Source organism: Allocatelliglobosispora scoriae, assembly GCF_014204945.1.
GTDB lineage: Bacteria > Actinomycetota > Actinomycetes > Mycobacteriales > Micromonosporaceae > Allocatelliglobosispora > Allocatelliglobosispora scoriae.
The window spans coordinates 386,033-397,690 of record NZ_JACHMN010000001.1 but is presented as its reverse complement, the minus strand read 5'-3'; the positions used below and the strand labels follow the sequence as shown (position 1 = coordinate 397,690).

The window sequence follows — 11,658 nt, the reverse complement described above, 5'->3', positions numbered from 1 at the left end:
CCACGCTTTGCTGCAAAACGTGACCCGTCGCGACCGCGACGCGCTGCCTCACTCCGGGATGTGGTGGACGCCGATGCGCTTGCGGAAGACCCAGTAGGTCCAGCCCTGGTACATGAGCACGATCGGCGTGAACACCACCGCGACCCAGGTCATGATCTTCAGCGTGTACGGCGTGGACGACGCGTTGGTGACCGTGAGGCTGAAGACGTCCAGCCCGGTCGAGGGCATCACGTAGGGGAACAGTGCCGTGAACAGGCTCGCCACGGTGAGCCCGATGCACGCCGCGGTCCCCGCGAACGCCCACCCCTCGCGCTTGCGCCGCACCATCAGCAGGGCCCCCACCAGTGCCGCGGCCGCGAGCACCCCCAGCACCACCGACGCCGGACGGCTGCGGATGGCGAAGGTGAACGACAGGAACGCCACGGCGACGACCGCCACTGCGATCCCCAGCCCGTTGGCGAACCCGCGGGCCTTGTCCCGGATCTCCCCGGCGGTCTTCAGCGACACGAAGATCGCCCCGTGCAGTCCGAAGAGCAGCAGCGTGGTGACGCCGCCGAGGACGGCGTACGGGTTGAGCAGGTCCCAGAAGGTGCCGATGTACTCGTGGCCGGGGCCGAGCTTCACGCCGCGGAAGATGTTGCCGAACGCGACGCCCCACAGGAACGCCGGGACCGCCGATCCGGCGATGATGCACAGGTCCCACCGTCCGCGCCAGCGGTCGTCGTCGCGCTTGCCGCGGTACTCGAACGCCACCCCGCGGATGATCAGCGACACCAGGATCAGCAGCAGCGGCAGGTAGAACCCGCTGAACAGGGTGGCGTACCACTCGGGGAACGCGGCGAACGTGGCGCCGCCCGCGGTCAGGACCCAGACCTCGTTGCCGTCCCAGACGGGTCCGATGGTGTTGATCAGGACGCGGCGCTCGCGTTCGGTGCGGCCCAGGACCGGCAGGAGCATGCCGACGCCGAAGTCGAAGCCCTCCAGGACGAAGTACCCGGTCCAGAGGATCGCGATGAGGATGAACCAGACGGTGGTCAGTTCCATGTTCGGTCCTTAATACGCGAAGGCCAGGGGGCGGTCTTCGTCGTCCAGCGGTGGTTTCTCCGGCGGGGCCACGACGTCGGGAAGGCCGGCTTTGGCGTACTTGAGCAGCAGCCCGACCTCGACGACGGCGAGGATGCCGTAGAGCGCGGTGTAGACCGACAGCGACGTGATGACGCTGCCGGCGCCGACGGTCGGCGAGACGCCGTCGGCGGTGCGCATCTGGCTGAACACGATCCACGGCTGCCGGCCCATCTCGGTGAAGATCCACCCGAAGGCGTTCGCGGCGAGCGGGGTCAGGGGCAGCAGCAGCGCCGCGCGCAGCAGCCATGTCGAGGTGGGTACGCGGCCGCGGCGCAGCGTCCACAGTGCCAGCAGCGCGATGGCGGCGGCGAGCAGTCCGAACCCGATCATGGCGCGGAAGGTCCAGTAGGTGACCGGGATGATCGGTTTGTAGTTGCCGGGCCCGTACTTCGCCTCGTACTGCGCCTGCAGGTCGTTGATGCCCTCGACCTTGCCGTTGAAGTCGCCGGTGGCGAGGAACGACAGCAGCCCGGGGATCTCGATCTGCCAGACGGGCTCGGTGCCGTCGAGGGTGCCGATGGTGAGGATGGAGAACGGGGCGGGCTGCGCGGTCTCGTAGAGGGCTTCGGCGGCGGCCATCTTCATCGGCTGCACCTCGGTCATGATCTTGCCCTGGATGTCGCCGGTGAGCAGGATGGCGGCGGTCGCGATCAGCGTGGTCCAGGCGCCGACCTTGACGGCGCTGCGGTAGTCGCGCACGTCGACCCCGGGCCGCCGGATCAGGTGCCACAGCCCGACGGCGGCGACCAGGGCCCCGGCGGCGAGGAACGCACCGGCCAGGGTGTGCGGGAAGGTGATCAGGGCGACCTTGTTGGTCAGCACCGCACCGAAGTCGGTCAGCTCGGCCCGCTTGGTCTCGGGGTTGAACCGGAACCCGACCGGGTTCTGCATGAAGGAGTTCGCGGCGAGGATGAAGTACGCCGACAGCGCCGTGCCGATCGCGACCAGCCAGATGCAGGCGAGGTGCGCCTTGCGGGGCAGCTTCTCCCACCCGAAGATCCACAGCCCGATGAAGGTCGACTCGAGGAAGAACGCGAGCAGCGCCTCGATCGCCAGCGGCGCGCCGAAGATGTCGCCGACGAACCGGCTGTAGGCCGACCAGTTCATGCCGAACTGGAACTCCTGCACGATGCCGGTGACGACGCCCATCGCGATGTTGATCAGGAACAGTTTCCCGAAGAGCTTCGTCAGCCGCAGCCAGCGGTCGTCCCTGGTCCGCACCCACGCGGTCTGCATGCCCGCGACCAGGAACGACAGGCCGATCGTCAGGGGCACGAAGAGAAAGTGGTAGACGGTGGTGATGCCGAACTGCCACCGTGCCCAGTCGAGTGCGTCCATGAGCTGCTGACTCCCCCCACACGCGGGTTGATCTCAGCGTCACCATACGGTCCGGTCGTCCCCTTCGTGGGGGAAATGTGATCTATGCCGTAAGTGGCGCCCGTCACGGGAAGAACCCGGGGGCAGCCTCGGCGTCCCGGCGGAAGCGGACACCGGCCCCGGTGTGGCACGATCGGTCGCCATGAGCTCCCCGAGCATCCAGCGCTGGCGCAGCCCGCTCGTCTGGCGTTTCGCGCAGTGGGTGGCGCGCGGCGCCGTGGCCCTCGTGGCCCGCCTCGAGGTGACCGGCGACGTCCCGGCGGAGCTGCGCGACGGGCCGCTCATCCTCGCCGGGAACCACATCGGACCCTTCGACCCGATCCCGATCGGGGCGGCGACGGGCCTGCTCGGCGTACACCCCAGGATCATGGCCACCGGCGGCCTGTTCCGGGCGCCGGTGATCGGGCCGCTGATGCGCGCGGCCGGGCACCTGCGCGTCAACCGCACCCGCGTCGACCCGTCGGAGCCCGCCGCCGGCGCCGCGGTCGACGACGCCCTCGCCGCGCTCGCCGCCGGGTCGGTCGTGTTCGCCTACCCGGAGGGCCGCATCACCCTGGACCCGCACCTGTGGCCCGAGCGCGGCAAGACGGGCCTGGCCCGGCTGGCGCTCGCCGCCGACGTGCCGGTGATCCCGGTCGCGCAGTGGGGGTCGCACGAGGTGCTGCCCTACGCTGCGCCGACGGGCATGTGGCCGGCGGTGTGGGCGAGCATGCGGCACCGCCGCACGATCCGGATCCACTTCGGCGCCCCGGTGGACCTGTCGGGGCTGGTCCTGGGCCGTCCCGGCGACGCGATGCGCGCCACCGACCGGATCATCGCCGCGATCCGCGACAACCTGGTGCCGCTGCGCGCCGACGAGCCCGGCGCCCCCCGCCACACCGACCCGACCCGCCCGGCCGACACCACCCGCACGTTCCGCTGACCCGCCGGCGCCAGTCCCGATCCCGATCCGCGGCACGGTCCCCGAGATCGCCGCGACTGTTCAAGAGTTGGTCCTAACTGGAGCGCCGATAGCACCGACTCTTCAAGAGTCGGTGCGATCGGGAGCGCGGACGGCACCAACTCTCTTGAACAGTTGCGGCGATCTGCGGGCACGGTGCCGCGCGCGACCGGCGGGACACAGCCAGGCCGCGTCGGAGCGCACACTCCGCTATCTGCGCATGCGCCACCGGACATAGGCCGCTACTAATTCCCGGGTCGTGCCGACGCCGCGCCGTTCGCGCAGGTCGGCGACGCGCCGGTTGGCGGTGCGCAGCGACAGGAACTCCCCCGCGGCGGCAGCCGCGATCGTCTGCCCGTCGGCGAGGCGGTCCAGCAGCGCGCACTGGTCGGCGGCCATCTCGGCGAAGCAGTCGTCCGGGTCGTGCGGGGCGGCGCCGTCGGTCATGGAGACACCTCTCGGTGATACGACTTCATCGATAACGACCATGACCGCCAACACCCGAGGCAGTGCCGAACGTCGATGGTTTCCATCGGTGACGACGAGGTTTAGACATTGTTACCGACCAAGTCCGAATTGACCAGAGACCACGGCCGAACCGGTCGATCGACCCGCCGGAACGCCTGACCCCCATAAGCCGACCGGTCCTGGCATCATCTGCGCCATGACCGTCACCGTGGACGATGGCGCACCCGCCGCGCAGCCCAGCACCCGCCGCGAAAGAGTGGGGTGGTACTTCTACGATTTCGCGAACTCCGCGTTCTCCACGACGGTCATCTCCGTCTTCCTCGGCCCCTACCTGACCGCGATCGCCGAGAACGCCGCCGGCTGCGGCGACACCTGCGACGGGCAGGTCCTGCACCCCCTCGGCATCCCCGTGGCACCCGGCTCCCTGTTCGCCTACATGGTGTCGCTGTCGGTGCTGCTGCAGGTGGTCGTGCTGCCCGTCGTCGGCGCCATCGCCGACCGCTCCTCCCACAAGAAGCAGCTCCTCGCGCTGCTCGCCTACATCGGCTCCGGCGCCACCATCGCCATGCTGTTCCTCACCGGCGACCGGTACCTCGTCGGCGCGGTCCTGTTCCTCATCGCCAACATCGCCTTCGGCGCCAGCATCGTCGTCTACAACTCGTTCCTGCCGCAGCTCGCCGGCCCCGACGAGCGCGACAAGGTCTCCAGCATCGGCTGGGCCCTGGGCTACATCGGCGGCGGGCTGCTCCTGCTGCTGAACCTCGTCGCGATCATCGCGCTGCCCGACGTCGACAAGGGCCTCATCGCCCGGTGGAGCATCGTGTCGGCCGGTGTCTGGTGGGCGGCGTTCACCACCCTGCCGCTGCTGCGCCTGAAAAACCGCCCCGCGACCGGCGGCGAACGCCGCGGCTCGGCCCTCGTCGACGGGTTCCGGCAGCTCGGCCACACCATCCGCAGCCTCAAGGCGTACCCGCTGACCCTGTTCTTCCTGATCGCGTTCCTCATCTACAACGACGGCATCCAGACCGTCATCACCATGGCGTCGGTCTACGCCGACAAGTACCTGGGCCTGCCGCAGGAGGTGCAGCTGCAGACGATCCTCATCGTCCAGTTCACCGCGTTCGGCGGCGCCATGGCCCTGGGCGCGCTCGCCAAGCGCATCGGCGCCTGGAAGACGGTCCTGTTCAGCCTCGCCATGTGGACCGTGGTCCTGGTCATCGCGTTCTTCCTCCCCAAGAACCAGGCCCTGCCGTTCCTGCTGCTCGGCATGCTGCTCGGCATCGTCCTGGGCGGCAGCCAGGCCCTGAGCCGGTCCCTGTTCTCCCAGCTCATCCCCGCCGGCAAGGAGGGCGAGTACTTCGGCCTCTACGAGATCTCCGACAAGGGCACCAGCTGGCTCGGCCCGCTGCTGTTCGGCCTGACCTACCAGCTCACCGAGGACTACCGGGTCGCGATCATCTCCCTCATCGCGTTCTTCGTCATCGGGTTCGTGGCGCTGCTCGCGGTGCCGATGCGCAAGGCGATCGTCGCCGCCGGTAACACCCCGCCGGAGGTGTTGTAGGCTCCCCCGTCGTGCCTGATGCTTACCGCGAACCCCGGACCTGCCCCCCTGCCACGCTCAAGTTCTTCTGGGGCCCGATGGACTGCGGCAAGTCGACCCTGGCGCTGCAGATGGACCACAACCACGCCCGCCAGGGCCGCAAGGGCATCGTCCTGACCCGCAACGACCGCTCGATGGGGCCGAAGGTCACCACCCGCATCGGCCTCACCCACGACGCGATCGAGGTCACCGACGACCTGGACCTCACCGCCCTGGTCACGGACCGCCGTGACCAGGGCGGCACCGTCGACTACCTGATCTGCGACGAGGCCTGCTTCTACACCGAGGACCAGGTCGAGCAGCTCGCCGACCTCGTCGACACCCACCACGTCGACGTCTACGCCTTCGGCCTCGCCACCGACTTCAGGTCCTACCTGTTCCCGGCCGCGCGGCGCCTGTTCGAGCTCGCCGACGAGGTCCACCGGCTGCAGGTCGAGGTGCTGTGCTGGTGCGGCCGCACCGGCCAGCTCAACGCCCGCGTCGTCGACGGCGCCGTGGCCCGCGAGGGCGCCCAGGTCGTCATCGGCGACACCGACTCCCCGCACCACGACCCCGCCGAGGTCCGCTACCAGGTGCTGTGCCGCCGCCACCACCGCACCGGCGAACTCGGCTGATCTCCGGATCGACGCGTGGCGGGGTTGTTCGCCTGATCTTCGGCGATTAGCGTCACCGTATGGCATACGTGACGAGCGGTACCTTCGACGACGCGGTGGCCTCGTTCCGCCAGTGGCAGGACGCGCCGTGGGGCCGGCTGCGCTACACCCTCGCCGACGCCAACCTGCGCCGCCACCTCGACGACCAGCCGATGCGGGTCCTCGACGCCGCCGGCGGCAACGGTGTCGAAGCGGTCCGGCTCGCCACCGCCGGGCACCGGGTCACCCTGGTCGACTACTCGGGGCAGATGCTGCGCGGCGCCCGCGACCTGGCCCTCAAGGCCGGTGTCGCGGACCGGGTCACGATCATCGAGGCCGACATCGCCAAGCTCGGCGACCACGTCGAGGCCGGCGACTTCGACCTGGTCCTGTGCCACAACCTGCTGCCCTACGTCGAGAACGTCGCCGCGACCCTCGACACGTGCCTGACGGCGCTGCGCCCCGGCGGGCTGCTCTCCGTGATCGCCGTCAACGCCCACTCCGACGTGCTGCGCATCGCGGTCCGCGACCAGGACCCGGCCGCGGCGCTCGAGGCCGTCCTCACGGGGGTACGCACGACGAAGACCTTCGGTGCGAAACTCACCCCGCGCACGGCCGAGGAGACCATCGACCAGCTGCGCGACCTCGGTGCGTCGGTGCTCGGCCACTACGGCATCCGGTCGGTGTGCGACTACATGGCCGACGACGACCGCAAATACGACGCGAGTTTCTACGCCGAGCTGGAGAGCCTGGAGCTGGCGCTGGCCGACCGGCTGCCCTACAAGCTCACCGCCCGCCTGTTCCACGTCGTGGCGGTCAAACCGGACCTGTGACCCGCGGTTACAGTGTCCTGATGAGACCAGGTCCGGGTGAGGTGCTCCACTTCTCGGAGGACCCGACGATCACCGTCTTCACCCCGCACGTCGCCGCCACCGCCCGGCAGCCCGACGCGCTGGTCTGGGCCGTCGACGCACCGCGCAGCCCCGACTACTGGTTCCCCCGCCGGTGCCCCCGCGCCATGGCCTGGCGGGAGCCGCAGACGACCGCCGCCGACGCCGACCGGATCCTCGGCGCGGCCGATCGCGTCCACGCCGTCGAGTACACCTGGCTGCCGCGGCTGCAGTCGGTGCGCCTCTACGCCTACCGCCTGCCCGCGGCCCCGTTCGCCCCGATCGGCGACCCCGTCCCGCACGCCCACGCCGCCCGCGTACCCGTGCGCCCCCTCGGCCCGCCGGAGCCCGTCGGGGACCTGCTCGAACTGCACCGTGCCGCCGGGATCGAGCTGCGCCTGCTCGACAACGTGTGGCCGTTCTGGGACCGGGTCACCGCCAGTACCGTCGGGTTCAGCGGCATCCGCCTCGCCAACGCCGCCCCGCGCCCATGACCGAGCCCGCGCGCACCGCCGCGCTCATCCCCGCCCAGCCGGGCCCGGCGGCCCTGGCCGTGCCCGCGGCGACGATGGAGTTCACCGAGGCGTGGCTGGCCAACCGGCGGTTCTCCGACCACACCCGCGCCGCCTACCGCCGCGACGTCGCCGGGTTCCTCGCCTGGGCCGCAGCCGCCGGACTGGACCCGCTGCACGTGAACTTCCTGCACGTCAACGCCTACGCCCGCGACCTGGAGGCGACCGCCGACCCGCGCACCGGGCGGATCCTCAGCCAGGCCACCGTCGCCCGCAAACTGTCGGCGCTGCACAGCTTCTTCGACTTCCTCGCCAAGCTCGGCGCCCTTCAGAACAACCCGGTCGCCGCCGCCGACCGGCCGTCGGTCAACCGCGACCACTCCGGCACCGTCGGCCTCACCCCCGCCGAGGTCCGCGCCCTGCTCGCCGAGACCGCGTCGGCCCGCGGCGCCGTCGGCGCCCGCAACCACGCCCTCATGGTGCTCCTGGCCGACCTGGGGCTGCGCGTCAGCGAGGTCGTCAACCTCGACCTCGACGACCTCGGCGTCGAACGCGGCCACCGCACCGTCCGGTTCACCGCCAAGGGCGCCAAGCTCCGCCGCCGCGTCCTGACCCCCGGCTGCGCCGAGGCGGTCGACGCGTGGCTCGCCCTGCGCGGGTCCAAACCCGGGCCGCTGTTCGCGACGGAGACCGGGTCGCGCCTGGACCGCCACGCGGTGTTCCGGCTGCTGCGGCGGTACGCCAAGAACGCCGGCATCTCGTCCTGGGAGCACCTGTCGCCGCACTCGCTGCGGCACGCGTTCGCCACGACGGCGCGCGCGGAGGGCGTACCCCTGGAGGATGTGCAGGACGCGATGGGCCACGCGGACCCGCGGACCACGCGCCGCTACGACCGGGACCGCCACAACCTGGACCGCGACCCCGCCTACACCGTCTGGGCCGCCCGCGTCCGCTGATCTTCCTCCCACTTCAACGTATACCGGACCCCCGGTCTTGCCGCAAGACCCCGGTCGTGGGGCAGAATCTCCAGACGTCGCCAGTACCAGGGCTTTTGGGGGAATTCTCATGATTGATGTGGTCATCGCCGGTGGCGGGCCGACCGGCGTCATGCTCGCCGCCGAACTGCGGCTGCACGGCGTGCAGGTCCTCGTCCTGGAACGCGACACCGCACCGACCCCGGTCGTCCGGTCCCTGGGCCTGCACGCGCGCAGCATCGAGATCATGGACCAGCGGGGCCTGCTCGACCGGTTCCTCGCCCTCGGCACCCGCTACCCGATCGGCGGGTTCTTCGCCGGGATCCGCAAACCGGCACCGCAACGCCTCGACACCGCCCACCCGTACGTCCTGGGCATCATGCAGCCCGTCACCGACCGCCTGCTCACCGAACACGCGCTCGAACTCGGCGCCGAACTGCGGCGCGGCACCGAACTCGTCGGGCTCCGCCAGGACGACGACGCCGTCACCGTCGAGCTCGCCGACGGCACCACCCTGCGTACCCGCTGGCTCGTCGGCTGCGACGGCGGCCGCAGCACCGTCCGCAAACTCCTCGGCGTCGCCTTCCCCGGCGAACCGTCGCGGGTCGACACGCTGCTCGGCGAGATGGAGCTGACCGCGCCCCAGGACGAGGTGACCGCCGTCATGACCGAGGTCCGCAAGACCCAGCTGCGGTTCGGCGCCGGACCCGTCGGCGACGACGGCCTCTACCGCATCGTCGTCCCCGCCGCCGGGGTCGCCGAGGACCGCGCCGTCCCGCCGTCGTTCGAGGAGTTCCAGCAGCAGCTGCGGGCGACCGCCGGCACCGACTTCGGCGTGCACTCCCCGCGCTGGCTGTCCCGCTTCGGCGACGGCACCCGCCAGGCCGAACGCTACCGGGTCGGGCGGGTCCTGCTCGCCGGCGACGCCGCGCACACCCACCCGCCGCTGGGCGGGCAGGGCCTCAACCTCGGCATCCAGGACGCGTTCAACCTCGGCTGGAAACTCGCCGCCGACATCAACGGCTGGGCGCCCGCAGGGCTGCTCGACACCTACCAGACCGAACGGCACCCCGTCGCCGCCGACGTGCTCGACAACACCCGCGCCCAGATGGAGCTGATGTCGACCGCCCCCGGCCCGCAGGCCGCCCGGCGCCTCGTCGCGGAGCTGATGGACTTCGACGAGGTCAACCGCCACCTCACCGAGAAGATCATCGCCATCGGGATCCGCTACGACCTCGGCGACGCCCACCCGCTGCTCGGCCGGCGGCTGCGCGACGTGCAGCTCAAGCACGCGCGCCTCTACGAGCTCACGCGCACCGGCCGCGGGCTGCTGCTCGACCAGACCGGCCGGCTCTCCGCCGACGGCTGGGCGGACCGGGTCGACCACGTCGTCGACGTCAGCGAGGAGCTCGACGTCCCCGCCGCCCTGCTGCGCCCCGACGGCCACATCGCCTGGGTCGGCGACGACCAGCGGGAACTCCTCGCCGCCCTGCCCCGCTGGTTCGGCGCACCGCGCCAGGAGTAACGTGCAGGCGACCGTGACACCGCCCGAGGAGGTGAGACCCATGAACGCTGCACCGACCTGGGTGCTCCCCCTGCCGTCACGGGCGGGCGACTGACGTAGCCGTCGCCGGGAGCGCCGCCCACCAGGCACTCCCGAAAGGCGACACCCATGCACTCGCCACAGCCCACCCCCGCCTTCGACGTGGTCATCGCCGGATGCGGACCCACCGGCGCCATGCTCGCCGCCGAACTCCGCCTCCACGGCGTCACGGTCCTCGTCGTGGAGAAGGAGACCGAACCCGCGTCGTCCGTCCGCATCGTCAGCCTGCACATCCGCAGCCTCGAACTGATGGCGATGCGCGGCCTCCTGGACCGCCTCGCCGCACACGGACGGCGCCGCCCGGTCGGCGGCATCTTCGCCGCCATCCCCGCACCCGCCCCCGAGGACCTGGACTCCCCATACGCCTACCTGCTCGGCATCCCGCAACCGGTCGTCGAGCACCTGCTCGAAACCCACGCGGTCGACCAGGGCGCGCAGGTCCGGCGCGGTCACGCGGTCACCGGACTCGAGCAGGACGACGACGGCGTGACCGTCGAACTGGCCGACGGGCACCGGCTGCGCACGCGCTACCTCGTCGGCTGCGACGGCGCCCGCAGCACCGTACGCAAACTCCTCGGCGTCGCCTTCCCCGGCGAACCCGCACGGACCGAGACCCTGATGGGCGAGATGGCGGCGACCGCACCGCCCGACGAGATCGCCGCCGCGGTCGCCGAGATCAGCCGCACCCGCCGGCCGTTCTGGCTCCGGCCCGCAGGCACCGGGGTCTACAGCGTCGTCGTCCCCGCCGCCGGGGTCAGCGACCGGGCGCACCCGCCGACCCTCGAGGACTTCCAGCGGCAGCTGCGCGCCGTCGCCGGCACCGACTTCGGTGTCCACTCCCCGCGCTGGCTGTCCCGCTTCGGCGACGGCACCCGCCAGGCCGACCGGTACCGGGTCGGGCGGGTCCTGCTCGCCGGCGACGCCGCGCACATCCACCCGCCCATCGGCGGACAGGGCCTCAACCTCGGCATCCAGGACGCGGTCAACCTCGGCTGGAAACTCGCCGCCCAGGTCGACGGCTGGGCACCCGACGGGCTCCTCGACACCTACCACGCCGAACGGCACCCCGTCGCCGCCGCCGTGCTCGACAACACCCGCGCCCAGCAGCTCCTGCTCTCCACCGAACCCGGACCGCAGGCCGTACGCAGGCTCCTCACCGAGCTGATGGGCTTCGACGACGTGAACCGCCACCTCATCGAGAAGATCACCGCTATCGACGTCCGATACGACCTCGGCCCGGGTCCCGACCTGCTCGGCCGCCGCCTGCCCGACCTCGACGCGGCACCGGGCCGCCTCTACGGCCTGCTGCACCGCGGCCGCGGCCTGCTGCTGGACCGCACCGGACACCTGGCGGTCGGCGGCTGGTCGGACCGCGTCGACCAGCTCACCGACCCGGCCGCGGCACTGGACGCCCCGTGCGTGCTGCTGCGCCCCGACGGCCACGTCGCCTGGATCGGCGACGACCAGCCCGACCTCGACGGCCACCTCGCCCGCTGGTTCGGCCGGCCGGCCCGCTGAGCCCCCGCCGCTGAACCGG

Annotated in this window: 11 protein-coding genes; 8 read left to right on the top strand and 3 right to left on the bottom strand. The window is 71.4% G+C overall.

Features of this window, described 5'->3' with window-relative positions:
- Positions 1-48 precede the first annotated feature (48 nt).
- A complete protein-coding gene (cydB, locus tag F4553_RS01730; RefSeq protein WP_184831197.1) occupies positions 49-1,044 on the bottom strand; it encodes a cytochrome d ubiquinol oxidase subunit II in 996 nt (331 codons plus the stop codon).
- A gap of 9 nt (positions 1,045-1,053) precedes the next feature.
- Entirely contained in the window at positions 1,054-2,463 is a 1,410-nt protein-coding gene (locus tag F4553_RS01725; RefSeq protein ID WP_184831195.1) for a cytochrome ubiquinol oxidase subunit I, read from the bottom strand.
- Positions 2,464-2,644: 181 nt separating this feature from the next.
- Here F4553_RS01725 and F4553_RS01720 point away from each other — a divergent pair, with 181 nt between their 5' ends.
- The gene (locus F4553_RS01720) at positions 2,645-3,424 is read left to right on the top strand and encodes a lysophospholipid acyltransferase family protein (RefSeq protein ID WP_184831193.1); all 780 of its coding nucleotides are present in this window, start codon (positions 2,645-2,647) and stop codon (positions 3,422-3,424) included.
- Positions 3,425-3,652: 228 nt separating this feature from the next.
- Here F4553_RS01720 and F4553_RS01715 read toward each other — a convergent pair whose 3' ends face one another.
- On the bottom strand, positions 3,653-3,889 hold the full coding sequence (locus F4553_RS01715) for a hypothetical protein (protein ID WP_184831191.1): 237 nt from the start codon (positions 3,887-3,889) through the stop codon (positions 3,653-3,655).
- A 217-nt stretch (positions 3,890-4,106) separates the two neighbouring features.
- Between F4553_RS01715 and F4553_RS01710 the strand changes: the two genes are divergently transcribed.
- From F4553_RS01710 to F4553_RS01680, 7 genes are all read left to right on the top strand, one after another.
- On the top strand, positions 4,107-5,471 hold the full coding sequence (locus F4553_RS01710) for an MFS transporter (protein WP_184831189.1): 1,365 nt from the start codon (positions 4,107-4,109) through the stop codon (positions 5,469-5,471).
- Positions 5,472-5,482: 11 nt separating this feature from the next.
- The gene (locus F4553_RS01705) at positions 5,483-6,124 is read left to right on the top strand and encodes a thymidine kinase (protein WP_312875058.1); all 642 of its coding nucleotides are present in this window, start codon (positions 5,483-5,485) and stop codon (positions 6,122-6,124) included.
- Positions 6,125-6,183: 59 nt separating this feature from the next.
- The gene (locus tag F4553_RS01700) at positions 6,184-6,975 is read left to right on the top strand and encodes a methyltransferase domain-containing protein (RefSeq protein ID WP_184831187.1); all 792 of its coding nucleotides are present in this window, start codon (positions 6,184-6,186) and stop codon (positions 6,973-6,975) included.
- 20 nt (positions 6,976-6,995) lie between these two features.
- The gene (locus tag F4553_RS01695; RefSeq protein WP_184831185.1) at positions 6,996-7,526 is read left to right on the top strand and encodes a DUF6886 family protein; all 531 of its coding nucleotides are present in this window, start codon (positions 6,996-6,998) and stop codon (positions 7,524-7,526) included.
- Positions 7,523-8,500: a tyrosine-type recombinase/integrase gene (locus F4553_RS01690; RefSeq protein ID WP_184831183.1), complete on the top strand. Its 978-nt coding sequence runs from the start codon at positions 7,523-7,525 to the stop codon at positions 8,498-8,500. The genes F4553_RS01695 and F4553_RS01690 overlap by 4 nt, the downstream gene beginning before the upstream one ends.
- Positions 8,501-8,609: 109 nt before the next feature.
- Complete coding sequence (gene rox / locus F4553_RS01685; RefSeq protein ID WP_184831181.1) at positions 8,610-10,043, top strand: rifampin monooxygenase; 1,434 nt, start codon at positions 8,610-8,612, stop codon at positions 10,041-10,043.
- Positions 10,044-10,190: 147 nt separating this feature from the next.
- Positions 10,191-11,639, top strand: a complete 1,449-nt coding sequence (locus F4553_RS01680) for an FAD-dependent monooxygenase (RefSeq protein WP_184831179.1) — start codon at positions 10,191-10,193, stop codon at positions 11,637-11,639.
- The last annotated feature ends 19 nt before the right edge of the window (positions 11,640-11,658 follow it).

Coding starts and splice junctions, on each gene's coding strand:
- F4553_RS01720 (WP_184831193.1), top strand. CDS start 2,645: ATGAGCTCCCCGAGCATCCAGCGCTGGCGCAGCCCGCTCGTCTGGCGT.
- F4553_RS01695 (WP_184831185.1), top strand. CDS start 6,996: ATGAGACCAGGTCCGGGTGAGGTGCTCCACTTCTCGGAGGACCCGACG.
- F4553_RS01725 (WP_184831195.1), bottom strand. CDS start 2,463: ATGGACGCACTCGACTGGGCACGGTGGCAGTTCGGCATCACCACCGTC.
- F4553_RS01710 (WP_184831189.1), top strand. CDS start 4,107: ATGACCGTCACCGTGGACGATGGCGCACCCGCCGCGCAGCCCAGCACC.
- F4553_RS01690 (WP_184831183.1), top strand. CDS start 7,523: ATGACCGAGCCCGCGCGCACCGCCGCGCTCATCCCCGCCCAGCCGGGC.
- cydB (WP_184831197.1), bottom strand. CDS start 1,044: ATGGAACTGACCACCGTCTGGTTCATCCTCATCGCGATCCTCTGGACC.
- F4553_RS01680 (WP_184831179.1), top strand. CDS start 10,191: ATGCACTCGCCACAGCCCACCCCCGCCTTCGACGTGGTCATCGCCGGA.
- F4553_RS01715 (WP_184831191.1), bottom strand. CDS start 3,889: ATGACCGACGGCGCCGCCCCGCACGACCCGGACGACTGCTTCGCCGAG.
- F4553_RS01700 (WP_184831187.1), top strand. CDS start 6,184: ATGGCATACGTGACGAGCGGTACCTTCGACGACGCGGTGGCCTCGTTC.
- rox (WP_184831181.1), top strand. CDS start 8,610: ATGATTGATGTGGTCATCGCCGGTGGCGGGCCGACCGGCGTCATGCTC.